Origin of the sequence: Pseudomonas sp. TH43 (genome assembly GCF_016650635.1) — a bacterium.
Classification (GTDB): domain Bacteria; phylum Pseudomonadota; class Gammaproteobacteria; order Pseudomonadales; family Pseudomonadaceae; genus Aquipseudomonas.
This window is the reverse complement of the sequence record NZ_JAEKFI010000001.1, coordinates 243,802-267,543: the sequence shown is the minus strand read 5'-3', so window position 1 is coordinate 267,543 and position 23,742 is coordinate 243,802. Positions and strand designations below refer to the sequence as shown.

At 57.0% G+C, this 23,742-nt stretch carries 21 protein-coding genes; 7 read left to right on the top strand and 14 right to left on the bottom strand.

Annotated features, from left to right (window positions below; translation table 11 throughout):
- Window positions 1-120: 120 nt before the first annotated feature.
- From pgm to JFT81_RS01080, 4 genes are all read right to left on the bottom strand, one after another.
- Entirely contained in the window at window positions 121-1,767 is a 1,647-nt protein-coding gene (gene pgm, locus JFT81_RS01095) for a phosphoglucomutase (alpha-D-glucose-1,6-bisphosphate-dependent) (protein ID WP_201225632.1), read from the bottom strand.
- Window positions 1,768-1,873: 106 nt separating this feature from the next.
- The gene (locus JFT81_RS01090; RefSeq protein ID WP_201225630.1) at window positions 1,874-3,274 is read right to left on the bottom strand and encodes a PLP-dependent aminotransferase family protein; all 1,401 of its coding nucleotides are present in this window, start codon (window positions 3,272-3,274) and stop codon (window positions 1,874-1,876) included.
- A 46-nt stretch (window positions 3,275-3,320) separates the two neighbouring features.
- Complete coding sequence (locus JFT81_RS01085; protein ID WP_201225628.1) at window positions 3,321-4,787, bottom strand: hypothetical protein; 1,467 nt, start codon at window positions 4,785-4,787, stop codon at window positions 3,321-3,323.
- A 545-nt stretch (window positions 4,788-5,332) separates the two neighbouring features.
- Complete coding sequence (locus tag JFT81_RS01080) at window positions 5,333-6,355, bottom strand: zinc-dependent alcohol dehydrogenase family protein (protein WP_201225626.1); 1,023 nt, start codon at window positions 6,353-6,355, stop codon at window positions 5,333-5,335.
- 269 nt (window positions 6,356-6,624) lie between these two features.
- Here JFT81_RS01080 and JFT81_RS01075 point away from each other — a divergent pair, with 269 nt between their 5' ends.
- Window positions 6,625-7,539 (top strand): LysR family transcriptional regulator, encoded by a 915-nt coding sequence (locus JFT81_RS01075; protein WP_242485536.1) that lies wholly within the window; start codon window positions 6,625-6,627, stop codon window positions 7,537-7,539.
- 124 nt (window positions 7,540-7,663) lie between these two features.
- Here the strand turns inward: JFT81_RS01075 and JFT81_RS01070 are convergent, their stop codons facing one another.
- Genes JFT81_RS01070 through JFT81_RS01060 form a run of 3 tightly spaced genes read right to left on the bottom strand, consistent with a single transcriptional unit; the run spans window position 7,664 to window position 9,656 of the window.
- Window positions 7,664-8,470, bottom strand: a complete 807-nt coding sequence (locus tag JFT81_RS01070; RefSeq protein ID WP_201203482.1) for an acetoacetate decarboxylase family protein — start codon at window positions 8,468-8,470, stop codon at window positions 7,664-7,666.
- A gap of 5 nt (window positions 8,471-8,475) precedes the next feature.
- Entirely contained in the window at window positions 8,476-9,171 is a 696-nt protein-coding gene (locus JFT81_RS01065) for a type 1 glutamine amidotransferase domain-containing protein (protein WP_201225624.1), read from the bottom strand.
- A 38-nt stretch (window positions 9,172-9,209) separates the two neighbouring features.
- On the bottom strand, window positions 9,210-9,656 hold the full coding sequence (locus JFT81_RS01060; RefSeq protein ID WP_201225622.1) for an acetylacetone-cleaving protein: 447 nt from the start codon (window positions 9,654-9,656) through the stop codon (window positions 9,210-9,212).
- Window positions 9,657-9,871: 215 nt separating this feature from the next.
- On the opposite strand from JFT81_RS01060, the gene JFT81_RS01055 reads away from it, so the two are divergent.
- Window positions 9,872-10,747, top strand: coding sequence for an NAD(P)-binding domain-containing protein (locus JFT81_RS01055; RefSeq protein ID WP_201225619.1), 876 nt, complete (start codon window positions 9,872-9,874; stop codon window positions 10,745-10,747).
- Between the two features lie 59 nt (window positions 10,748-10,806).
- Here the strand turns inward: JFT81_RS01055 and JFT81_RS01050 are convergent, their stop codons facing one another.
- Entirely contained in the window at window positions 10,807-11,787 is a 981-nt protein-coding gene (locus JFT81_RS01050) for a helix-turn-helix domain-containing protein (protein WP_201225617.1), read from the bottom strand.
- 282 nt (window positions 11,788-12,069) lie between these two features.
- On the bottom strand, window positions 12,070-12,834 hold the full coding sequence (locus JFT81_RS01045) for an SDR family oxidoreductase (RefSeq protein WP_201225615.1): 765 nt from the start codon (window positions 12,832-12,834) through the stop codon (window positions 12,070-12,072).
- A gap of 245 nt (window positions 12,835-13,079) precedes the next feature.
- On the opposite strand from JFT81_RS01045, the gene JFT81_RS01040 reads away from it, so the two are divergent.
- The 3 genes from JFT81_RS01040 to JFT81_RS01030 all read left to right on the top strand — a co-directional run bounded on the left by JFT81_RS01040 (window position 13,080) and on the right by JFT81_RS01030 (window position 17,062).
- The gene (locus JFT81_RS01040; protein ID WP_201203470.1) at window positions 13,080-13,301 is read left to right on the top strand and encodes a hypothetical protein; all 222 of its coding nucleotides are present in this window, start codon (window positions 13,080-13,082) and stop codon (window positions 13,299-13,301) included.
- Window positions 13,298-14,791 carry a cytosine permease gene (locus JFT81_RS01035; protein ID WP_242485535.1) on the top strand — a complete coding sequence of 498 codons (1,494 nt, stop codon included), beginning with the start codon at window positions 13,298-13,300 and terminating at the stop codon, window positions 14,789-14,791. The genes JFT81_RS01040 and JFT81_RS01035 overlap by 4 nt, the downstream gene beginning before the upstream one ends.
- A gap of 129 nt (window positions 14,792-14,920) precedes the next feature.
- A complete protein-coding gene (locus JFT81_RS01030; protein ID WP_201225613.1) occupies window positions 14,921-17,062 on the top strand; it encodes a methyl-accepting chemotaxis protein in 2,142 nt (713 codons plus the stop codon).
- Window positions 17,063-17,074: 12 nt separating this feature from the next.
- Here JFT81_RS01030 and JFT81_RS01025 read toward each other — a convergent pair whose 3' ends face one another.
- Window positions 17,075-17,731 carry a TetR/AcrR family transcriptional regulator gene (locus JFT81_RS01025; RefSeq protein WP_201203467.1) on the bottom strand — a complete coding sequence of 219 codons (657 nt, stop codon included), beginning with the start codon at window positions 17,729-17,731 and terminating at the stop codon, window positions 17,075-17,077.
- A 171-nt stretch (window positions 17,732-17,902) separates the two neighbouring features.
- On the opposite strand from JFT81_RS01025, the gene JFT81_RS01020 reads away from it, so the two are divergent.
- Window positions 17,903-18,787, top strand: coding sequence for an NAD(P)-binding domain-containing protein (locus JFT81_RS01020; RefSeq protein WP_201225611.1), 885 nt, complete (start codon window positions 17,903-17,905; stop codon window positions 18,785-18,787).
- On the top strand, window positions 18,784-19,530 hold the full coding sequence (locus tag JFT81_RS01015; protein ID WP_201225609.1) for an SDR family oxidoreductase: 747 nt from the start codon (window positions 18,784-18,786) through the stop codon (window positions 19,528-19,530). Before JFT81_RS01020 ends, JFT81_RS01015 begins: the two co-directional genes overlap by 4 nt.
- A 257-nt stretch (window positions 19,531-19,787) precedes the next feature.
- Here the strand turns inward: JFT81_RS01015 and JFT81_RS01010 are convergent, their stop codons facing one another.
- From JFT81_RS01010 to JFT81_RS00995, 4 genes are all read right to left on the bottom strand, one after another.
- Complete coding sequence (locus JFT81_RS01010; RefSeq protein ID WP_201225607.1) at window positions 19,788-20,393, bottom strand: hypothetical protein; 606 nt, start codon at window positions 20,391-20,393, stop codon at window positions 19,788-19,790.
- A 471-nt stretch (window positions 20,394-20,864) separates the two neighbouring features.
- Window positions 20,865-21,047 (bottom strand): autotransporter outer membrane beta-barrel domain-containing protein, encoded by a 183-nt coding sequence (locus tag JFT81_RS29560; protein WP_347340470.1) that lies wholly within the window; start codon window positions 21,045-21,047, stop codon window positions 20,865-20,867.
- A complete protein-coding gene (locus JFT81_RS01000; protein WP_201225605.1) occupies window positions 21,001-22,611 on the bottom strand; it encodes a gamma-glutamyltransferase family protein in 1,611 nt (536 codons plus the stop codon). Before JFT81_RS01000 ends, JFT81_RS29560 begins: the two co-directional genes overlap by 47 nt.
- 25 nt (window positions 22,612-22,636) lie before the next feature.
- Window positions 22,637-23,728: a polyamine ABC transporter substrate-binding protein gene (locus JFT81_RS00995; RefSeq protein WP_201225603.1), complete on the bottom strand. Its 1,092-nt coding sequence runs from the start codon at window positions 23,726-23,728 to the stop codon at window positions 22,637-22,639.
- Window positions 23,729-23,742: the final 14 nt, after the last annotated feature.

Sequence of the window (23,742 nt, the reverse complement as noted above, 5' to 3'; positions counted from 1 at the left end):
TTTCATGACTGGCGGGCAAAAAAAAGGGGCAACCGCAATGGTTGCCCCTTTTATTCAACATGTGTGTCGTTGTGGCGAGGGAGCAAGTTCCCTCGCCACAAGTCAACTGCCTCTTACGGATTATTTAGTGCTGATGGCGCCATCCACCAAGGTTTGCGCTTCAACCACCAGTTGCTTCAAGTGTTCGTCGCTGATGAAGCTTTCGGCGTAGATCTTGTAGATGTCCTCGGTACCCGATGGGCGTGCCGCGAACCAGCCGTTTTCGGTCATCACTTTAAGACCGCCAATCGCCTGATCGTTACCCGGTGCATGGCTGAGGATGCTCTGGATTTTCTCGCCTGCGAGTTCGGTCGAGGTGACTTGTGCCGGTGACAGTTTGCTGAGCAACGCTTTCTGCTCCGGGTTGGCCTTGGCGTCGACACGTACCGAGAACGGCTCGCCCAGTTCATCGGTCAGGGCGCGATAGGCCTGACTTGGATCGCGGCCAGTGCGGGCGGTCATTTCGGCAGCGAGCAAGGCCGGGATCAGACCGTCCTTGTCGGTGCTCCATACACCACCGTCCTTGCGCAGGAACGAAGCCCCTGCGCTCTCTTCGCCACCAAAACCCAACGAGCCGTCGAACAGACCTTCGGCGAACCATTTGAAACCGACCGGCACTTCGTACAGGCGACGGCCCAGGCGCTTGGCAACACGATCGATAAGACCGCTGCTCACCACGGTTTTGCCCACGGCCGCATCGGCGCGCCATTGCGGACGGTTCTGGAACAGGTAATCGATGGACACGGCCAGATAGTTGTTCGGTGCCAGCAAACCGCCGGACGGCGTGACGATGCCGTGACGGTCGTGATCCGGATCGCAGGCAAACGCGACGTCGAAGCGCTCTTTCAGACCGATCAAGCCTTGCATCGCGTGGCTGGACGAAGGGTCCATGCGAATCTGGCCATCCCAGTCAACGGTCATGAAGCGGAAAGTCGCATCGACTTGCTTGTTCACCACATCCAGGTCCAGGCGGTAGTGCTCGGCAATGGCCGACCAGTAGCGCACCCCTGCTCCGCCCAACGGATCAACGCCAAGGCGCAGTTTGGCGTCACGGATCGCGTCGAAGTCGATCACGTTGATCAGGTCGGCAACGTAGCTGTTCACGTAGTCGTGACGATGGGTGGTGCTGGCCTTGAGTGCCTGCTCGTAGCTGATGCGCTTGACGCCGGCCAGTTTGTTGGCCAGTAGTTCGTTAGCCTTGGCTTCGATCCACTTGGTGATGTGTGTGTCGGCCGGGCCACCGTTGGTTGGGTTGTATTTGTAACCCCCGCTTTGTGGCGGATTATGCGACGGCGTGATGACGATGCCGTCGGCCAGGCCCGAGGTGCGGCCACGGTTGTAGCAAAGAATGGCGTGGGAAATCGCCGGCGTCGGGGTGTACTCGTCGCCCTCGGCGATCATTACCGTCACGCCGTTGGCCGCCAGCACTTCCAGCGCGCTCGCCCCGGCCGGGGTCGACAAGGCATGGGTATCGATACCGACGAACAACGGGCCGGTAATGCCCTGAGCCTCGCGGTACAGGCAGATAGCCTGGCTGATGGCCAGAACGTGCCACTCATTGAAACTCAAGTCGAAGGAACTGCCCCGGTGACCGGAGGTGCCAAACGCTACGCGCTGGGTCGAAACCGATGCATCAGGCTGGCCGGTGTAATAAGCCGTTACCAGTCGCGGGATGTCGACCAACAATTCTGCCGGTGCCGGTTTGCCCGCAAAAGGACTGAGTGTCATGCAAAACCTCTGAAATAGAGTGGTTCAGGAAATACAGCGCAGTTTACTGGCAGTTTGACCGCAGTGCGATGGGATGTATCCGAGACATCCCGGAAGTTTTTTAACATCAGCCGTCGGGCGCAAGGCGCAGCGCATCGCCCACCTGACCGACCACCCCGGCCAGGTCGTGTTCGCTGTGACAGATCGGGCTCAACCGCAAATGGTGTGCGTAGTCACCATTGAGGCTGAACAGCTCGCCGGGAGCAATCACCACCTGTTGCCTGAGCAGGCAGTAGAACACTTCATTCATGTCCACAGGTCTGACCGAGTTCAACCAGACCGTTGCGCCGCCCTGCGGCTCGACAATCTGCACGGTATCCCCCAAACGCTCGCGCAGCAGTTGGATCAACTGTGTCCGGCGCTCTTTGAGCAGGCGTCGCAATATCTGCAAGTGCTGATCGACGCGCCCGTTTGCGAGTAATCGGGCTATGGCTTTCTGACGAGCACAAGACAATCGAAACGATCGCAACAGAAAGTGGCGCTGCAGCTCGCTGCGCCATTGCCGGGACAAGACAAAACCGTAAGGGGCTTCAGCGCCGATGATTTTGTCGAAGGCAGAAAAGATCAGCAGCCGATCGGGATCAAGCCATTCGCGAAAGTGTTGCGCATCCGGGGCGTCCGCCAACTCGCTGCAACTGTCATTCTCCAGCACCCAAGTGCCATACCTGAGGAGCAATTGCGCAATGACTTGTCGATTGGCGTGCGGGACGAAGCTGCCACGGGGCATGTTCAGCACCGACGACAACATGATCAACCCGACACGCTCGGTCGCCAGCAAGGACGCCAGACGCTGCGGGTCCAGCCCGCCATCGGCTTGCAACGGCAATTCGATCACCTGAACCTCTGCCGCCTGAAACAGACGCAGAATCATCCAGTCACAGGGCGATTCGATCAGCACCGTTGCACCTCGTAACTGAAGAGCGAAGATCAGTATCTCCAGCACGCCGCGCAGATCCGCCCCGATGTACACGTCCTCTGCCTGCCAGCTATTCAATGCCGAGGTGGTGTAGCGCGCCGCAAGGGCGGTACGCAGCTCAAGTTCACCACTGGGTTGTACCTGAAGCGGCGGTTGGCGCGGGTATTGGCGCAATAGCTCGCGCTCCAGCATCAGCAATGGACTGTCCAGCGGTTGCAGCGAAGTCGGGTCGTCGGCGCTCAGTACGCACATGCCGATGCGTCTGGCGTTGACATAAACGGCTTCAAGCAGATCACTGGCGCTGCCAGGCGACATCAGGGTTGGCGATGATTGCGCGTAATATCCCGATTTGGCCACCGAGTAGACACGCCCCTCCTTTTCCAGCAACGAGTACGCATACTGGATGGTCGAGATCGATACATTCAAGCGATCCGCCAGTTGCCGTAAAGAAGGTAAGCGCACGCTGCCATTAGTGGCGGACTCATTGATCAGCAAATTCAAATAACGATAAACCGACTGATAAGCGAAACCTTTCTCCCTTGAGGGTCTCATGGCCCCAGATCCTTGGGCTGTGATGTTCCTGATCTACCCGTCACGCTTAACCTTCCGCAGTCCGATCCACTGCCGTCAAACCGGTGCAGTCGTCCAGCTGTGCATTAGGCGCCGAGGCTTCAGACGACTCGGCCATGCTGACTGGCCCCATGGCGTATAGACGACCGATCAGATTGATCGGCAGTCCGCTGACATCGACCATCCACTTCATCACCTGCTCGGACGCGTGCAAGCCTTGCATCGCTCGGTGCAGATCAGGCAATGCCACCAGCATGCCGGGATGGCAATGACGCAGAAACCGCTCGAGCCCTGCGCCGTTGTCTATAAAGGGTGCAAACATCAGACATGCCACCTGGATGTCACTCAGGCCAAAAGCGTCTTGAAGTTGCTTTGCCGCCTGCTGACGCAGTTGCTCAAGATCGGACAAATCACCGAACGCTGCGATCAATTGTTCACACGCGGGCTCGGGCACCTGCTTGTGACGCATGTCCAGCAGCGTGTCCTGAAGGAATTCGCACACGCCCTCCTCGTACGTTCGACCCTCGACAATGCTCGCCTGTAACCCCAGCAAGTGCGCGGCCAGTAACGGGTCGGCGTACTCGTTATCGCCCTGAAACATCGATAGATCGTCAACCTGAACGCCGAGAAACTCGCTGAGCAAAGGCCAGCGTTCCTCCAGTTTGCCGACAATCATGTCGTTGATTTTGATGAAACTGGTGCGACGACAGGCCTCGAATTGTCCCTCTGGACGCCATGGCATCCTTTCATCATCGGGATAGAAACACCGGTAATAGTCGCCACCCAGATGGTCAAGCAGCGGGAACAGCGCTTCAAAACCGCCGTGATTCTCCGGCAAGCTGCCTATTCCGGCTTTTTGTGCGGCCCGATTGAGACCATCAAGGAACAATGTTTGCCGGCGCGGTGTTTCACTGCCAATCAGCGCGTCCACGCCGTTATTCCAGCGGGCGACCTGCCCGTAGAACTCGGCGGTCGCCAGGTAGGCGTCGTCCCACAGATCGAGAGATTGATTCCAGGTGCGGCGATGGCCGATCATCAGCAAATTGATGCGGTGAGCGTCGCGGCCCTCCTCGCTAATAAGCGCTTGGTGATCGAAAGGCAGCACCTCTCGATGATCCACCATCAGCAGTTCCACCCTTGGATCATCGTAGAGAAACAGCGCACTGAAGCTGCGATGCATGTTTTGCAGGGCCGTTTGCCCCGTGCCGTTCCAGCGTAACGTGGCGACACGCAACTGAAAGGTGCCCGGCGTTCGCCCGGCGATAGTGAGTTGTGCCGCGCGCAATAACGCCAGCGTGTAACAGCTGTCGCGTGAGCCGGACTGAACCACCATCACCTTGAAATTACCGATGTTATCCATGCCGCCCGCCGCGACTGCCAATCGCTGGATCAGCAATTGCAGGGCTGTGCGCTCTGCACGCGAAAAGAAGCTCAGCAAACGTTGCAAGACTTGCTGATAGACGTAGTTCATTGCCTGATCATGGATCGTGCTCATCGGTATTTACCCGGTATCAATAGTTTCATGCCACGCAGACCGAAAACGCGGCCGCATGACAATTCATCAATAAGTAATAGACGCTCGAATGCTAACACTTACGCAATCGTAGTTATTTGCAACACTTGAGTCGTTAAAGGTCTGCGATTCTTTGCGTTGGCCTGCCAACACCTTGTTATTGCTGGTTTTTTATTTCCTGAAAAATAGCCTAGGAAACTTCCGACAAGGTCCCACGACAATTGAGTACAAGAAAAAAAGACGCGATTTCGGAAACGCCCTACAACAATTAAACAGAAATTGACATAACGGGCAGAAGTAGCCGTTTGATATCGCACAGGGCGAATTGAATGCACAGACATGGCTCATTCCTTGAGATGAAAGTAATCATTCAATTATCAGGGCTTATATGGCGATTAGAAGATACAGATCGAGAGCAAAAACCAGTTCAGTTGCTGAACGGCCCTGCGCGCTTGTCGCGCTGGGTGTCTCGTTGGGGGGAGTGAAAAACAAAGAGTCCGTGGGGCCACGGACTCTGATCTGAGCTATTAAGCCGACTCGACCTGCAAGGCGACTCGTTCGCGACATGGGCATTCGTCCATATAGCGATGAGCCTCGACAAACTCGTTGAACGGGAAAACCCGAGTCTTGAGCGGCAGCAGTACACGATCGGCGGTCAACTGGTTGATATCACGCAAGGCCCGTTGCAACGCGACGTGATCCTGAGTGATGCCCAGCTCTGGCTTACCGGTGAAGTTACCGATGCAGTGCACAAAGAACTGGATGTTCTTCTGGAACGCTGCGCAGGCCGGGAAAGGCGTCTGGTTGCCGCCCTGCAGACCGTACAAAACCAGGCTGCCACGCGGTGCAAGGACGTCACCCAACAACGACATCTGCGGGCCACCGAGACCATCGAATACTACGTCGACGCCACGATTGTCGGTGATCTTGTTGATCCGCATCAGCAGATCTTCTTCCTCGGTGACGATGACTTTCTCGGCGCCCAGCGACAGCAGGTACTCACGCTCCTCCGCCGTTTTGGTCGCCGCAATCACCCGCACACCCAAGGCTTTGCCCAGTTGTACAAAGGACGGCCCGGCGCAATGGCTGGCGTCAGTCACCAAGGCGAACTGCCCCGGTTTTACCCGTGCCAGATCAGCGTAGGCAAAGTAGGCAATCAGCAGCGGCGTGTAGTGCACGCTGGCTTCGATTGGGCTGAGTACGTCTGGATAACGGGTCAGCGCGGTACGTGGCAGCAAGATCTGCTCGCCGTAAACCGGGTAATCGTTCGCGCTCTCGGCCGGGAAACTGGCAACCTTGTCGCCCACCGAGAGATCATCTATACCGTCGCCGACGGCGGTGACCACACCGGCCATCTCGTGACCAAGGCCTGCAGGCAAACGTGCCTGAGACGAGGCCAGGTTCTGACGCCAGAGCGTGTCATACCAGCTGATGCCGATCGCTTCGACACGCACCTGCACTTCGCCAGGACCTGGCTGAGCGGCCGCATGCTCTTCGCATTTGAGCACCTCGGCCGGACCAAACTTGTGAAAACGGATCGTGCGGGACATCGCAAACCTCGTCAAAGTAACCTCTAATGCCCTGAACTCTATCTGGGCTTTTGACCCAAGACTATCAGTGGCTATTAATAGTCGACATGCCTGTCATTGATTCCGCAGTATGGGCGGCATTGGCAAAATCCATGAAAAACTGCTGTCACCGTCTCAGTAAAGCTGAATTTAGCGGTGCAGAGTACCAGCCTTTCCCCGTAATATTCATGCCGGCCATTGTTCTCATATGGCCGCTCTCGTCAAGCTTGATGACTCTGCCAGGACCCCAGATGAATCGTAATGACCTGCGTCGTGTCGACCTGAACCTGTTGATCGTATTCGAAACACTGATGCACGAACGCAGCGTGACCCGGGCGGCGGAAAAGCTGTTTCTCGGTCAACCGGCGATCAGTGCGGCGCTTTCGCGCTTGCGCAGCCTGTTCGATGACCCGTTATTCGTGCGCACCGGGCGCAGCATGGAACCGTCTGCCCGCGCGGTGGAAATCTTCGCCCTGCTCTCGCCGGCCCTCGACTCGATTTCGACCGCTGTCAGCCGCGCGGCCGAATTCGACCCGGCCACCAGTACCTCGGTGTTTCGTATCGGCTTGTCCGACGACGTCGAATTCGCCCTGCTGCCGATGCTGCTCAAACGCCTGCGCGCCGAGGCGCCCGGCATCGTCCTGGTGATTCGCCGCGTCAACTACATCTTGATGCCGGGCCTGTTGGCTTCCGGCGAGATTTCGATCGGCGTCAGCTACACCACCGACCTGCCAGCCAACGCCAAACGCAAAGTCTTGCGCCGCAGCCAGCCGAAGCTGCTGCGAGCCGACACCGTGCCGGGGCCACTGAGCCTGGACGACTACTGCGCTCGTCCCCATGCACTGGTGTCGTTCGCTGGCGACCTCAGTGGTTTTATCGATGAAGAACTGGAGAAACTCGGGCGCAAGCGGCACGTGGTGCTGGCGGTGCCGCAGTTCAATGGCTTGAGTACGTTGCTGGCGGGAACCGACATTGTTGCCACCGTGCCGGATTACACGGCGGATGCGCTGACGGCCGCTGGCGGTGTGCGGGCGGAAGATCCGCCGTTGCCGACGCGCACGTTCGAGCTGCACATGGCTTGGCGTGGGTCGCAGGATAATGATCCGGGGGAGCGTTGGTTACGGTCGCGGATTCAGATGTTTTTCGGCGACCCTGACAGTCTTTGAAGAAGCCCTCAGCAGGCCTTTCAAAAACACATGTAAAAAAGGCGCCTTCTCAGGCGCCAAAGGCCTACCGCTCAACTTCATGACGTACCAAGCACCTTCGTGCTTTCGTGCTCGCGCGCAAAACCTACGTGTACGCCGGCCCAACTGTTTTTTGGAAGCGCGCAGGTTTGCGAAACAGTCGAAAATCGTCGAATTTCTGCCCGTAGATAAACGGCAGGTAAGCCTCCGCGTCCGGGAGTACATCAAGCCGTGGCACCGTCCAGCTCGACTCACCTTCGGTGTAATAGGCTGTGCCCACGGAAATCACTGGAATAGTGTGAAGCGGGTCCAGCGCCGTACCGCTGAGTTTGAGGGCCCCTGCCCCGATACGTTTTACTCGCAGGTTTTCCTGGTTCTTCATGCAATTCAAAATCGGGTCGTGCTGCAGGCCGTAGCCCGAGGAGTGAGGTACCGCCTTGATTTCAAAGTCGTAGCCTTCACTGCTTGAAGGTCCGATGTTTTCGCCAAATTCGGCCTCGATTTCGATCAACCGTGCACCATTACGCTCACAGAAGCCATAGGCTTCGTGACCATCGAGATAAACCTGGGCAGTCCCGGTTTTCTTCGCCTCGCCCCACATCTCCCGGCCGATCGTGACGGGCATGTCGCCACTCACGATAAGCACCAGCATGGTCGTGCCTTCAAGCTCCTTGTATCGGCATTTGAGAGAAATGATGCCGCAGTCAAACTCGCCACACAGCTCGCTCTGCCAACGGGAAACACTGGCAATCGCGGTGGGTGTTTCCGGCAGTTCGAAACAGGGTGGCAACACCGAGCGCAAGAACTCGAATGTGGTTTCGAACTCAATCGACAGCGCCTCAATCGTGCAGCGCCCGTCGGAGAGAATGCGTTGGATCTCTTGAAGTTCTTCTTTGGTTTTGACAAAGCTCATGGCAATCAATCTCCCTCGATTGAGGCTTTCAATTGTTGAATAACCGCTTCGGCCACTCCTTGCGAAGAAGCCGGGTTCTGGCCGGTGATCAACGCACCGCTGACCACCACGTGGCGCTCCCAATCAAGGGTTTTGGAATACACTGCGCCAAGCGCTTTCAAGTCGGTTTCGACAAGGTACGGAACGACTTTTTCCAAACCTACTGCGGCCTCCTCACTGTCACTGAACGCCGTGACCTGCACGCCTTCGACCAAGGGGCGGCCGTCACGCTTGCGTGCTTCCAGCAACGCGCAACCTGCGTGGCAGATGGTTGCAACAGGCTTACCCTGGGTAAGTAGCGACTCGATAAGTGTGATGGAGTCGGCTTGGTTTCGCAGATCCCAGAGCGGGCCGTGCCCGCCGGGATACACCACAGCGCTGACCTGCGAATCGACAATCGCCGACAATTTGATGGTCGAACCCAGGTGCTCCTTGAGCACGCCATCCGCCCGATAGCGTTTGTACAGAGGGTGATCCTTGAAGGCATCAATCGACAGCGGATCCACTGGCGCACGCCCTCCCTTGGGTGACGCCAGCCGGACCGAGAACCCCGCATCGACAAAGGTGTAGTAAGGCACAACAAACTCCTCGAGCCACAACCCGGTGTCGCGGCCGGTGTCGCCAAAGGAATCATGCGAAGTCAAAACAAACAAAATACTCATCAAGCGCACTCCACAACGTATGCATTGAAGACAGGAAATCAGGCAGCGGTTTGCTGTTCCCAGAGGGCCTGAGCGCTTGACCAGGTTTGATTCACGTCCTGCCCCTCGGCGGTTCTCCAGGTGATGGGGCCGACCATTTGCAAAATGAATGTGGTGTCGGCGAGCATTTTGGTTTCTTCGTGTTCAGCGCCGGTCGCCTCATACAAGAAGCCATGCTGGACACACAGCGCACCACCCTTTTCCGGGCCGCCCCGCAGCTCGAGAATGCCCTCAAACACATAGCCTTCCGCGGGCCCATGGTGAATGTGCGGCAACAGAATCGAGCCGTTGGGGCAGTAAAACATGACAGTCCAAATACCGAACTCAGGCGACACGTGTAGCAGTTTCCATTTCACACCACCGGTATGAAATTGCTCGGGAAACTCCTGCCATTCGACTTGGTCGACCTGTACATAAGCGTCCTGTGGTTTCTGGATAAGGTTCATTTCAGGCCTCACGGTTTGTGGCTATCGGTGGGCACACGCTACAGGCAGGGCTCGATTGCCCCTATCCAGAATCGGCAATACACACGCAGGGCGATGGCCTGAAACCGACAACAATGGAGTTGCCGAAAATGGCTATCGACTTAGGGTTTCAGCCCTTAGCTTTCAGGGTGTAGATAACCCGGCGAGTGCGCTTCGCCACTTCGAGGAACAAGAAGATGACTAAAACAATATCGGTTATAGGCACCGGCCTTATGGGCTCTGGATTGGCCAGTACACTGCTTGCGGCAGGCCGCAAGGTCACCGTGTGGGACGGTCGTGCGCAAGCTGCCCAACCGCTGGTGGCAAAGGGTGCCACCCTGGTGCCCTCTTTCGTCGACGCCGTGCATGCCAGTGAGCTGATCATCATGATTATCAGCAGTGCAGCGGGTGGGGCGTCATTGATTGAAAGCCACAGCGAGGCGCTGGACTTGAAGGGTCGCTTTGTGGCCAGCCTCAGCACTTCGATGCCAGAAGATGGCCCGCGCTATCGCGCCGCGGTTGAACGTCGCGGGGGTACCTTTATCAATGCCGCCATTTCTTCCTACCCTGACTTGATTGGCGGGCCTTACACGGCGATCCAATACGCCTGTGCGCCGTCAGTTTGGGATGAGATTGCACAAACGGTCACTCCGATGGCGCCTCAGGGCACTATTTACACGGGTGAAGACCTCTCGGTCCCGCCGATTGTCGATGCAGCCATGACCGGCAGCTTCTACGCGGTCGGCCTTGCGGGCTTCCTGGAGGCTGCGGCTTACGCCAAAACCCAGGGCGTGAGTGCCGGCCAACTGGCTGAGTTTGCGGACAAGATGCTCGACCTGCTGCGCTATAAAGTGCAAAAAAGCATCAAGGAAATCGAGGCCGACGATTTCAGTACCATTCAGGCAACTGTCGACGTTTACCTTGATGCAGTTCTGCAATGGCGCGATGCTCTCAAGGCCAGCGGCCTGCGCGCCAGCCATATTTCGGCGCTCGCCGACGACCTGAAAATTGCCCAGGACGCTGGCCATGGCGCCTTGGGCTTCAACTCGCAATACCTGGTAGCCGGCGCTTAGATCTCGGCGAAGACAAAGAAAAGCCGGCTTACAGAGCCGGCTTTTTCATGGGTGCGGGTTCAATGATGACGCCGATGCGCCCCTAGGCGGCTGAGCGTCTCGGAAGGCAACTCGCCGTAAAAATCCTGATAGTACTTTGAAAAACGCCCCAGATGGCTGAAGCCGGAATCCAAAGCAGCCCCTTGGATCGTGTCTCGGGGTGAGGACATCAGCAGCTTGCGGGCCATATTCAGGCGCACCGACCTCAAGTAGTTCAGGGGAGTCATGCCCAAGACGTCCTCGAAACTGTATTGCAGCGTCCGCCGGCTGATCCGTAGATGATTACACAAGTCCAGCACGCCAATGCCCTCGTCCTGGACATGCTGGACGAAGAACTCACAGCTCTTTTCCACGATGTACGACCGGGTTGAGGGTGGAATCACCAGACAGCTGGACCGCTCGAAATCCAGGATTTCCTGTACACAGTCAAACACCTTTTCCAGGCTGACGCTAAGTGGGTTTTGCTCGATTCCAGCCTGGACATCACTCAGGTGAGACTTGAGATTCAATTCGAAATCGACTTGGGTGCCCCTTGCGGGTTGAACAAATCTTTCGAAAGGCTTGGAGTCGCTATTCAAGAACGCTTCAGTGTTGAAGCGCTCAAAAAAGGCCGCCTTGCTGACGGTCAACATCAACGCTTCGATAGGTGCTTTGGCGACTGCATGGAAAGAGCGTCCCGACGAGACATGAAACGTGTTCGCGTTGACATATCTACCGTTAAGCAAAACATCTTCTTCTGAGCGTACGTTGACGATGACGATCGAATCCAACGGGACATGGCAGATCTGCTCCACACATGGGCTATTCATGGTCTCACGAGTGATTAGCATCTTCCCGGCGATGGAGTGGCTGGCGATGGCTCCATGAAAAGGCGCCTTTTTCTCCAACTGATGGTAACGGTTGTCTTCCCATTCACTCAGGCACCCGGCGTGCGCGAATGCATCATGGCTTTCCATAAAGCGAAACTGGGTAGCGTTTTGAGGATTAAGAGGGACCATCATGCGATCTCGCCGTTTCTCGGGTGGTGCGGGACCGTTCGCAAGCTTCGTGCCGATCTTCGATGACCTGCTATCCAATAGCTGCGAATGAAACACGCAAGCGTCTGGAGCGCACCTTTCGAGCCGAAAAAGAAAACCGTTTGGCGTCCCGGGAATGGAGCCGTCTTACCCATCAAACGGTGCAATCGCCACAAACTGGGTCGGACGACCCACATTGGTGCAAATCTACTCAACTTGCTGCGGATTAACCGGGAAGAAACTACTCACGTCGAGGCTTTCAAAGGATCAACCAAAGTGGCCGGAAGTGGCACCGCCGTCTAACGAGTAGGCAATCCCGTTGGTATAGCTCGCCTCGTCCGAAGCTAAGTGAAAGATTACCTTAGCGACTTCATCAGGCCGGGCAAATCGCCCCAGTGGTACCTCCTTGGTATAGGCCTGCATTTCGGCCTCAGGGTCATCGGCTTCGGCAAACAGGCTGTCCATCATCCGCGTCTGCACAAAGCCTGGGCATACGACATTGCTACGGATACCCCAAGGCCCGTAGTCCAGGGCCAGGCACCGCACCAGCCCCAATACTCCGTGCTTGGACGCGCAGTAAGCGGCGTAACCCGATGCGCCACGTACCGATGCGTCGGACCCGACAGCTACAAACGCCCCACGCCGCTGCGCCATGAAAATCGGCATCGAATGCTTTGCCATCAACCAAGTCCCGGTGAGGTTCACTCCTAGCATGAACGCCCAGTCCTGGCCCGACAGCGCGTGAACCAACCCCGTACGTGCGATGCCTGCGCAGGGCACTACCGCATGCAGCGCCAGGTTGAAGGATTTCACCCGCTCGAACAGTGCGTGTACTTCGTGTTCTTGAGAAACATCCACCACCCGTGAAAGGAACCTTCCCATCTCTACTTTGTTGGCAGTCTCCTGCAGCCCGCTCTCCGACAGGTCACAACCGATGACGCTGTAGCCCTGCTGTGCAAAATGGATCGCCGTTGCCTGGCCGATACCGGAGCCCGCTCCGGAAATAACTACTAGATGCTCTTCATTGTTCATGGGCACGCTCCACATTTTCTTGAGGCTGAGCGCCTAACGTAGCGTCGAGCAGGTCACTGACTGTAGCCAATATCGGCAAGCGGACGGATTGCCAAAAACGGATACGAGGTCGCACTCGCCCGGCGTAGGCTGAATCCAGGTCGCACTCACCCCGCGGCCGGCAACACTGAGTACCGCTGCCATAATAATTCTCTAAAACAGCCAAAGCGGACGGCCTCGCAAGCACACGTCCAGAGAGCAACGACATGAGCAAAGCTGACGTTGGACACGGCACAGGAATGATGACTACAAGCGAAAGCTTGAACACGGATCTGTTGAAACAACTGGAAGCCATGAATCAGCCTGAACACACGCAATCCGAATGCTGGAGCAGTGCCGCCCCACTCGTTCGAGAGGCTTCCTTCTGGATCCTTTTGGGGGCCGTTCTGTGGATCGGCACCTTGCTGGCTGTAGGAGCAACGGCATGAGCACGTCAAATAGCGTCGAACAAGAAGCCCTCGCGGGCCGGTTGCCGGTTCTGTCGGGCAACCGCGTGTACAAATCCTATGGTTCGTTCCTGTGGACCTGCTGCGCATTCAGCGCAGCCACCTGGGCATTCCTGATTGGCAGCTACCTGCCCTATGTCGGGGATTGGCGGCTTGGTGTCATGGGCTACGTGATTGGCCTGATTATCGGCATGGCGCTGGTGTCGCTCGCGTCTGGAGTACCCAGCTACAAATACGGCACCGACCCGATTGATATCGCCAAGGCATCTTTTGGCTATCGCGGCATTGTGGTGCCGCTGTTTGGTCTTATGTCCACCTTGATCGGCTGGTCTTATGTGGTCGAGGCGCTGACTGCCAGGGGTGCAGCAAACGTTGCAGCGACAGTCACAGGCACCCAGGTCACCGGAGACTCACATGAGCATCTGGTCATCGGCGTGGCGTTGCTGGCGCTCTTCGTTGTCTGGCTTATCGCCTGCAAGGGACCGAAATTCTTCGAGCGCCTCAATGGCTATATCGGCCCGTTGCACATGCTGATCACCTTGGTGATGTTCGGCATTCTTGTGCATAAGTTCGGGTTTGACAGCCTGTGGCACACCCAGGTGCCGCAGGACCAGATGCTCTCCCATGATCCCGTACAGGGTTTGGCACTCGCGGTCGAGTTTGGCGTTTCCAACTCAATGACGTGGTGGCCGATCATGGGGGGCCTGACGCGCCTGGTCAAAAGCAAACACCATGTCATGGGCCCCTCGATCATTGGCGTGGGGATCCTCGGCGCAGCTGTCGTATCAACTGTCGCGGCTCTCGCTGCGATCAGCGCGGGGACCTACGACCCGACTATCTGGATGATTGCCGTTGGCGGCCCGGTGTTCGGATCCATCGTGATGAGCATTGTCCTGACGGCCAACATTGCGACCATGGTGGTGATGATTTACCTGGCCGGGGTTTCCATTCAGCAGGTGAAGTTTTTCGCGCGATTGAAATGGGAACTGCTGCTCGCGCTGCTCCTGCTGCCCGGCGTGTATTTTGCCTTCGAGACCGAATGGCTACTGTCCAAGGTAATGAGCTGGCTGTCGTACAACGGCGTAATGTTCGTCGGCATCTCAGGCATCACATTGGTGGACTACTTCATTCTGCGACGCGAACAACTGGACGCGCCCAGCCTGTTTGCCACGCGTAACAGTCACTACGCCTATTGGGGCGGGGTAAATTGGGTTGCCGTCGGCATCAGCGTTGTCGCCGTGGTGGGTTATCTGGCGATGTACGATCCGGTGACGGTGGCGATGAATGGGGCGTTCCGCTACCTCGGTGCATCCATTCCGGTCATCGCCCTTTCGGGCGCCGCGTATTACCTGGCGGTAAGGTTCATCGTGGCGCCATTGGGCAAAGGTCACTACACAAAAGGAACGGCGCTCAGTAGCCGCCCCACACTTGACCCTATTCCAGGGCCCGGCGCCATGAAGGTCAGCCTCTAACGCCCTGCTGCAACCCAGCCGATGCCCAGCTTCCGCTGACCCGGCATATGGTTCCCTTTTGGGGCGTCTTATTGGCGCCCTTTTTTTTGCGGTGCACATAGTTACCTATAGCCAAAAAAGGCGCTGCGCATGCCATCGATTTATTCAATAAAATTCAGGATGCTCACCCTGACGGGCCTTTGCCTGCTAACCATGCTGGCAAGTGTCATAGCCATCAACCTCTATCAAGGCAAAATCTCCTCCAAAGAGATCAGAAAGCAAAGCGCCGAACTTTTGGAAATCGCCGCGCGCGACCAATTGATCGGTACCGGCAAAGCCCAGCAATTACGTATCGAAAACAAGTTCAGCGATGCCAACCAGTTGGCGCAGCTTGTGGCGCTGCAAATGAGCACGCTGCGGGACCAGTATGCCGAGGGCAGGATCAACGCTGAAAACCTGCGCCGCGACATGGTTAAAAGTATCCATCGAGCGATCGTCTCCAACCCCGCTTTCCTGGGGTTGTACGTTGCGTTCGAACCCGGCCAGGCGGGCGGAGAGGATCTGGACTTCAAGGGTAAGGCTGAGTTCGGTTCAAACGAAACCGGACGCTTTTCAACCTACTACTCGCGTTACGGCAGCATTGACTTCGAACTGACTGCCCTGGACGAAAAAGCCATCAATGGCGACCAGCTCAACGCCAGTGGCCAACCGATGAACTATTGGTACAGTTGTTCGAAAAGCACACTCAAGCCTTGCATCACCGCGCCTTACTTCGACACGTTGAATGGGCACACCGAAGGGCTGGTTTCGCTGGCTTTGCCTTATGTGGAAAAGGGTAAATACGTTGGGGTGCTGGTGGTGGACTTGAGCCTGAACGACCTTCAGGAACAAAGTGTGGCGCTGGCTCGGGGCATCTACAACGGACACTCGACGGTGAGTATCGTCAGCGATACCGGGATCATCGCCGCCAACAGCGCTTCAGCGAAAACAACGGGCAAGCCCGCTTCAGAAATCTGGCCTGATTATGGTGCCCGATTTCAGCGTGGAACTTTCGAATCGGGTGTGGTGCTGGCGCGTGAACAAGGCAACTTCCAACTGTCACTGCCCTTCTCGCCCATTGAAAATTCCGCCCCCTGGGCCGTAAAGATCGATGTGCCTTGGGATACGCTGATGGCCCCCTCCGAGAAACTGGCAGACCAACTCGATACCAGACAGCATCTGAGTACGTGGCACATGCTGGTTTCGGCCTCCGTGCTGGGGGCCTTAGGCCTGGCACTGTGCGCACTGGTCATTCATAAATCGCTGCGGCCGCTTCAGCTGATCACGCAAATGATCAAGAACATCGCCAGCGGCGACGGCGACCTGACTCGGCGGATCAACTATTACCAGCCCAACGAACTGGGTGAGCTTTCAAACGGCTTCAACCGTTTTCTGGACCAGTTGCATCATTTGATCAAAGAGATCCATGCCGCTGCGGGGCAAACGCGTGAGGCCACTCAGCATGCGGCAACGATTGCGCACGCCACCCGCAGCCAGTTGCGCGCACAGGCCAACGAGGTTGACCAGGTCGCTACAGCGTCGAATGAAATGGCCGCAACGGCCCAGGAAATGGCACGAAACACAGGCTACGCCGCCGATTCTGCACAAGACAGCCACCGAGCTGGATCACACGCAGACCAAATCATTGTCAGCGCTAGCCAAACCATCCAGAAGCTGTCCCTTGGCATGGCGCAAAACATGTCGGAGGTCAGAACGCTCGCTGACAGCAGCACCGAAATCAGTTCGGTGCTGGAAGTCATACGGGGAATCGCCGAGCAAACTAACCTCCTCGCCTTGAATGCCGCCATCGAGGCTGCGCGAGCAGGTCAGGCAGGCCGTGGTTTCGCGGTCGTTGCAGACGAGGTTCGCACGCTGGCACGACGCACCCAAGAATCTGTCACCCGGAGCCAACTCGTCATCGAAACGCTCCAGCACAATACCGACAATGTCGTTGCGGCGATGAGTGTGAGCCATGCACTGACCAGCACCACGGTCGAAGAGTTTGCCAAGGTAGGCCACGCACTGGGGCAAATGAGCGTCGGGGTTGAGAAAATCAGCGATTTGACGCTGCAGATTGCCACGGCTACTGAAGAGCAGAGCAATGTGGCGGATGAAGTCAGCACCAACGTCAGCAACATCAGGGACTTTGCTCGGACACTGGCAGAGAATGCAGAAATAATGGAAACCGTCAGCGTCCACTTGGACCAACTGGCCAAAACCCTTGAACAGAAAGTCGGCCACTTCAAAATCTGAGTCGCCGGGTGGTTAAAGGGGCTCGGCCTTCGCGGGCATTAGAATGGTCGTCCATAAAGCGATCGCCGTTTCGACCATTTGCTCGCGAACGCCGGATGTCGGGTTTAGCTGGTCCTGATAAAAGAAGATCCCATCGATTTGCGTCGCGATCAGTGCGGCGTAAGTACGCACCTGATCGTTTGGCAATTGGGGGCTGATCTCAGTGATCAACCGGCAAAAGCCCATAAGAAACTGATCGTACTGTTCAATCATCAATGCCTTGATAGACGCGTCGTGACTGGCCAGCGCACCCATCTGGAAAAAGAATTTGCCGGTGACGGAGTCCAGCGTGGCTGCGGAGTTTTCGCGGATAGCCACCGCCAACTTTTCGATTGGCGTCTCGGCGCGGGCTTGTTCGACCAACTGGTTCACCGACGCGACATAGTGGCCCAGCTTTGCCGCTATCATCTGGCGACAAAGATTCTCGGTATTGCCACAGTAGTGCTGAAGGTTGTTCAGGCTGATCCCTAACTCCTTGGCGACCTTGCGGGCGGAGAACTGGGCATAGCCGTCGCGGACGAAGACCATCGCGGCGGCATCGTTGATGTCTTCAATCTTCTTGAGCCGCTTGCCGGCACGACTGTAGGGGCTGGCGTCCCCATCTTTGATTCCACCGCGTTCTGATAGCACGCCCTGGCTGCTCCTTTATCGCGTTACCGCATCTTACGCCCATCCGAATTGCTCACTACAGGTGCGCGTAAGCCGCACCCGTCGAGTTGCCAATTTCGGATAAGCCGTATTAGCGCTGAAGCGTACATTTCGGTGCAGGCGACATCAATGCGATTACCTCAGGGGAATATCATGGCTCAACAACTCACGCTGCTCGGTACAGGCCTGATGGGTTCTGCTTTAGCGAGTTGCTATCTGAATCGCGGCGTGGCGGTGACGGTATGGAACCGCTCCCCTGAGAGGTGCGCTGCCTTAGTCAAAAACGGAGCACAAGCAGCGCCCAGCCTGGTGTCGGCGCTGGAGACCAACTCTCTGGTGCTGGTCGTATTGCTGGATTACAGCGTTTTCAGAAGCGTCATGGAGGGACATGAACATTTGATCGCAGGCCGCGACTTTATCAATTTCATGACCGGTTCGGCGAAAGACGCCAACGAGCTACAGGCCTACATCAATTCTCAGGGAGGGCATTATCTTGAGGCGGCGATAGAGGCCTACCCTGACGATATTGGCCGGGATAGCAGGTTGATCCACTATTCGGGACCCAAGGATATCTGGTCGCGGCATAAACCTCTGTTGCAATTGCCCGGCGCTGCTTCGCGCTGGATAGGCGAGTTAGCCTGCGCGGCCAATGTGTTGGACGCTGCCATGGCCGGTGCATTTTACAACACCGGTATCGGCGCTTTTCTGGAGGCCTTGGACTTCGCCGGGAAGGCTGGCGTCGGTATCGAACCACTCGAAGACTGCCTGGATTACTTTCTTGAACTGCTCAAGACTGAACTGACCGCGGTCATTAAACACCACAAGTCTAATGACTATCGAACAGACCAGGCGACCCTTTCAATCTATGTGGCGGCAGTGAAGTCCTGGCGCCAGACCATGCTCGATTGCGGGCAGCGCGCCAGCCTCTTCACCGCCAACCTTCACTGTATGGAAATGGCCGTGGCTGAGGGCCGCGGCCATCTCGGGATAGCCGCCACCTACGCCAGCCACCTTCTAGCCGCAGGTCAAACACGATGAACAGGCTTCAGGGCAAAGTCGCGCTGATTTCCGGCGCAGCATCGGGTATAGGCGCCGCGAGCGCTATCCGTTTTGCAGAAGAAGGCGCCAGGATTGCCTTGTGCGATATCGATGGTGCGAGGGCTGGCGGCGTACTTGAGGCCATACAAGAAATGGGTGGCGAAGCGCTGTTCATTCCACTGGATGTACGCGTTGAAGACAATTGGGTCAGCGCGTTCGAAGCGACCGTGGCGCGTTTCGGATTCGTCGATGTTGTGATGAACAGTGCCGGCATAGCATTGCCGGGTAGCGTCGAAACCATGAGCTTTGAAGATTGGAACAAAGAACTTTCGGTAAACCTGCACGGCACTTTCTTCGGCATAAAGCACGGGTTCAAGTACCTGAGAAACAGTGGAGGCTCGATCATCAATCTGTCTTCGATAGAAGGCATCGTCGGCCATCCGGAATATGCCGCTTACTGCGCCGGCAAGGGAGCCATCCGCAACCTCACCAAATCAGCGGCTCTGCATGCGGGCCGAAGTGGCTACAGGATTCGGGTCAACAGTATTCATCCTGGATACATCGTGACGCCGATGATCGGGAATGACACGGCCGAACTGGAACGGCTTGCGAAGTTGCACCCCATCGGCTTTTTGGGCGAAGCGATCGACATCGCCAATATGGCGCTGTTTCTCGCTTCGGAAGAGTCGCGGTTTGCGACAGGGGCTGAATTTGTAGTCGACGGAGGGTTTATCGCACAGTAAAAAGCCCTGGCGAGCGTGTCCCCTTTACCTAGAGCGCTCACCTGGAGATTACAGATTGGAAACTACTCAATCAGGGGCCTGGTTCAGAGGCTTTTTGGGGAAGGCTCGTAACGGGGTTCACGTAGACCGGTAACATCATCACCAAAAACCCACTGTTTGCTTCCTGTCGACTATCGACAGGCCCGGCGCATCGGGCTTGCATTGAACTACTTGGGTTTCAATTGCTGCTGCGAATGTGTCATTCGAAAGATCAGGACTCAGGATGCATCTGAGCGATTCTTTCCCTTTGTACATGGATTAAAAATCTGGTGAATACTCTCGCTGGTTCCTACATAGGTTTTAGTACCCGGTACCGCCACAGCCGAGTAATTCTTACGATCGGTGACCTTAATAAAATTTCCTTGCGCAGCCGTGAAGCTCTCAGTGTTTGGCGGCACTAGCACGCTCAGGAACTGGGCTTTCTTGTCGAGGGCCAAAGCACCTCCCACAGTAATTGGCGCCAGCATGGCGGCCCAATGTTCACTGAATAGGTAGAAGGTATCGGCTGCGGCTCTGCCACTTTGCAGATGGGCACACTGCACATCGCTGGCGTTGATGACTTCAGCCTGCTGGTAGATGCCGCCCTTATAGAGGGCCAGCACTAGCTTGCTCTTCGTCAGCACACCCAGGCCTTGCTTGGGTCTGCATACTTGCAAATCACCGTAGGGAAACAAGCACCAGTTGGTTTCCGTGATAGCGACGATTTCGTCTGGGCTGAGTTTCAGATCGCGTTCAATATTGGCGCGGGCTTGCGGGGTTTCGTAAGGGATGGCGCATGCGCTCAATAGAGCTGCGAGGGTAAGGGCAAGTAGCGGGGTTCTCATCAAGCGTCCTTTGCTGCGGAAATTTATATGTAAGTGACGAGTATTTTTTACAGATCTCTTCCTTCAACACTCCACGATTCAAGCAATCGCGAGAGCAGGAGAAAATAGCCGTCGTTGAGATTGGTTCTGAGACAAGAACATCAAAGCGGTCGATGTGATCGACAAGCTCTGGCCGCTGATGACGGCTGAGCAGATCCTCCACCGGTCTACGCACCGCGAAAATTATACAGATCGCGCTGCGTTTAAGGAGCTGCTGGAGAATTTGCCAAACAAAACTGACGGTAGTGTAAAACCGAAATCAGGCAAAAGCAGTCACTCATCCTGCGACAACGAAGCTCGCTGAAACGAGTTTTTCAGCGATCGAAGCTGGAGAGTTCCATATGCTCGGTGTCCACCCTGCACAAACAACAAAGCCCGCATTCCTGGATGCGGGCTTTATTGCTTCAGCTCAAGTCATATCGCGGTACAGATTTACCACATGTACCGGTAACCCACGTTGACCGCATAAGGCTGTTCGATACTTGCGCCTTTGCTATATTCCGCGTCGATGTAGAACTTGTGCTTCTCAGCAGTCTGCAAGATGACCCCACCGCCCAAGGTCGCAGCACTACCAAACAGCAATATGCGAATCCGCTCGCGGCTCTGTCCCGCCACACAGCACCCCGCTGACCGGATCGCGCAGGATGATCTGTCCGCGACCGTAATCGGTGAGGTCGCTGGCTATTTGCACTTCATGCCCGCGTCGCGCCAAGGCATTGGCCAGGTCTCGCGAGGCGCCCTGCTCGATGCCGACCTTCATATCGCCAAGCCATTGCCAGCGCGGAGCGTCCAGCGCCGCTTGCGGGTTGAGGCCGAAGTCCACCAGGTTCATGACCATCTGCACATGACCTTGAGGCTGCATGTAGCCACCCATTACGCCAAAGGGACCGAGCGCCTCGCCGTCCTTGGTAAGGAAACCGGGGATGATGGTGTGGAAGGTTTTCTTGCCCGGTGCCAGGCAGTTGGCGTGAGCGGGATCAAGGCTGAATTCCTGGCCGCGGTTCTGTAACGCGATACCGCTGTCGGGCAACACCACGCCAGAACCGAAGCCGTGGTAATTGCTCTGGATGAATGAAACCATGTTGCCTTGGGCGTCGGCGGTCGCCAGATACACGGTGCCGCTGGCATGGGGATCGCCGTGTTTGGGTGGTTGCGCCTGTTCGCCGATCTGCCCGCGCCGTCGGGCGCTGTAGTCATCGCTCAAAAGGTCAGCCACGGCCACGCGCATGTGCAGCGGATCGGTGATGTGGTGGAGGCCATCGCTGTAGGCGAGCTTCATGGCCTCCAATTGGCGATGCCAGGTGTGCTGACTGTCGCGGTGATCGAAGTTGAAACCTTCGAGAATTTTCAGTGCCATCAGGGCGACCAATCCTTGCCCGCTCGGCGGGATTTCCCAGACATCGACGCCGCGATAATTGACGTGGATCGGTTCCACCCATTGGGCACGGTAATGTTCCAGATCCGTGGCGCGCAGGTGACCGCCCGTGGCCCGGGAATGGGCGTCCAATCGTTGGGCCAAAGCGCCGCGATAGAGACTCTCGCAGCGACTTTGCGCCAGCTCTTCGAGCGTCCGCGCCTGCGCCGGGTTGCGGAAAATTTCCCCGGCCCTGGGCGCGCGGCCGTCAATCAAAAACGTTTCGAACCAGGCGTCCAGCACCGCATCACGATGGGGGCTGAACTCGTCCAAAGCGATCTGCCATTGATGGGCGACCACCGGCGACAGCGGGAAACCCTCGCGCGCAAGGCTGATCGCCGGTTGCAACAAGTCGGCGAAGGGCAGCACCCCGAAACGCTGCGACAACTCGGCCCACGCCGAAGGGCAACCGGGCACCGTCACTGGCGTCCAGCCATAGAGCGGCATCTGCTCATGGCCGGCGGCTTTGACCGCCTCGATGCTCAAGCTTGCCGGCGCATGGCCGTTGGCGTTGAGGCCGTGCAACTGGCCCTTGCACCAGACCAAGGCAAACGCATCGCCGCCCAGACCGCAGCCTGTGGGCTCGACCACGGTCAGTGCCGCCGCCGTGGCGATAGCGGCGTCTATCGCATTGCCGCCCTTTTGCATGATTTCGATGCCGGCCTCAGCCGCCAAGGGCTGTGACGCGGCGACCATGCCGCGCCGGGCGAACACGCTTTGACGCTGTGACGGATACGGGTACTCATGAGCAGAAAATTTCAGCATGGCAAAGGCTCTTCAAAACAAGGATTCATTGGCCGGACTTGACCCGGTTCCACTCTCGGGTCATCAGGCGCTGGATGTTTTCCGGCAGATCGGCGGAGACGAAGGCGTGACTGATCACCTCGTCGTTCGGGTAAATTCCCGGATTGCTGCTGACCTTGGGGTCCATCAACGCGGTCGCGTCTTTGTTGGGATTGGCGTAGCCGACATAGTCGCTGATTGGCGCAATCACTTCAGGGCGCAGCAAGTAGTTGATCAGCGCGTGGGCGTTGCCAACGTTGCTGGCGTCCTTGGGGATCGCCAGCATGTCGAACCAGAGGTTCACGCCTTCTTTGGGAATCAGGTAGCGGATGTCGATGTTTTTCCCCGCTTCCCGCGCGCGGCTCTGGGCCTGCATGACATCGCCCGAATAGCCGATAGCCACGCAGATGTCGCCGTTGGCGAGGTCGGCGGTGTATTTCGATGAGTTGAAGTAGGTCACCGAAGGCCGCAAGGTCATCAGCAGTTTCGCGGCTTGCTTGTAGTCATCGGGCTTGACGCTGTTCGGGTCCAGGCCGAGATAAAGCATGGCCTGCGGAATGATCTTCACCGGCGCATCGAGAAAAGCCACGCCACAACTTTTCAGTTTGGCCAGGTTTTGCGGGTCGAAGACCATCGCCCAGGAATCCAGCGCCACGTCTTTGCCCAACACGGCGCGGACTTTCTCTTCGTTGTAACCGATGCCCACGGTGCCCCACATGTATGGCACGGCGTAGCGATTGCCGGGGTCGGCGGCTTCCAGGCGCTGCATCAGGCGTGGGTCGAGATGTTTCCAGTTACCCAGCAACTCACGCTGCAAAGGCTGGTAGGCGCCCGCGCGAATCTGCTTGGACAGAAACTGGCTCGACGGCACCACCACGTCATAGCCCGAGTGCCCGGAAAGCAACTTGGCTTCGAGCATTTCATTGGTGTCGAAGATGTCGTACTGAACCTTGATGGCACTGTCTTTTTCAAAGTTCTTCAGCGTGTCGGGGCCGATGTAGTCGGACCAGTTGTACACCTTCACCACCGCATCGGCAGCCTGGGTCATGGGCACAATGGCGGCGCAGCACAACGCCGCGAACAAACTCGATAAACGCATCGTCGATATCCTTG

Coding starts and splice junctions, on each gene's coding strand:
- pgm (WP_201225632.1), bottom strand. CDS start 1,767: ATGACACTCAGTCCTTTTGCGGGCAAACCGGCACCGGCAGAATTGTTG.
- JFT81_RS01090 (WP_201225630.1), bottom strand. CDS start 3,274: ATGAGACCCTCAAGGGAGAAAGGTTTCGCTTATCAGTCGGTTTATCGT.
- JFT81_RS01085 (WP_201225628.1), bottom strand. CDS start 4,787: ATGAGCACGATCCATGATCAGGCAATGAACTACGTCTATCAGCAAGTC.
- JFT81_RS01080 (WP_201225626.1), bottom strand. CDS start 6,355: ATGTCCCGCACGATCCGTTTTCACAAGTTTGGTCCGGCCGAGGTGCTC.
- JFT81_RS01075 (WP_242485536.1), top strand. CDS start 6,625: ATGAATCGTAATGACCTGCGTCGTGTCGACCTGAACCTGTTGATCGTA.
- JFT81_RS01070 (WP_201203482.1), bottom strand. CDS start 8,470: ATGAGCTTTGTCAAAACCAAAGAAGAACTTCAAGAGATCCAACGCATT.
- JFT81_RS01065 (WP_201225624.1), bottom strand. CDS start 9,171: ATGAGTATTTTGTTTGTTTTGACTTCGCATGATTCCTTTGGCGACACC.
- JFT81_RS01060 (WP_201225622.1), bottom strand. CDS start 9,656: ATGAACCTTATCCAGAAACCACAGGACGCTTATGTACAGGTCGACCAA.
- JFT81_RS01055 (WP_201225619.1), top strand. CDS start 9,872: ATGACTAAAACAATATCGGTTATAGGCACCGGCCTTATGGGCTCTGGA.
- JFT81_RS01050 (WP_201225617.1), bottom strand. CDS start 11,787: ATGATGGTCCCTCTTAATCCTCAAAACGCTACCCAGTTTCGCTTTATG.
- JFT81_RS01045 (WP_201225615.1), bottom strand. CDS start 12,834: ATGAACAATGAAGAGCATCTAGTAGTTATTTCCGGAGCGGGCTCCGGT.
- JFT81_RS01040 (WP_201203470.1), top strand. CDS start 13,080: ATGAGCAAAGCTGACGTTGGACACGGCACAGGAATGATGACTACAAGC.
- JFT81_RS01035 (WP_242485535.1), top strand. CDS start 13,298: ATGAGCACGTCAAATAGCGTCGAACAAGAAGCCCTCGCGGGCCGGTTG.
- JFT81_RS01030 (WP_201225613.1), top strand. CDS start 14,921: ATGCCATCGATTTATTCAATAAAATTCAGGATGCTCACCCTGACGGGC.
- JFT81_RS01020 (WP_201225611.1), top strand. CDS start 17,903: ATGGCTCAACAACTCACGCTGCTCGGTACAGGCCTGATGGGTTCTGCT.
- JFT81_RS01015 (WP_201225609.1), top strand. CDS start 18,784: ATGAACAGGCTTCAGGGCAAAGTCGCGCTGATTTCCGGCGCAGCATCG.
- JFT81_RS01010 (WP_201225607.1), bottom strand. CDS start 20,393: ATGAGAACCCCGCTACTTGCCCTTACCCTCGCAGCTCTATTGAGCGCA.
- JFT81_RS01000 (WP_201225605.1), bottom strand. CDS start 22,611: ATGCTGAAATTTTCTGCTCATGAGTACCCGTATCCGTCACAGCGTCAA.
- JFT81_RS00995 (WP_201225603.1), bottom strand. CDS start 23,728: ATGCGTTTATCGAGTTTGTTCGCGGCGTTGTGCTGCGCCGCCATTGTG.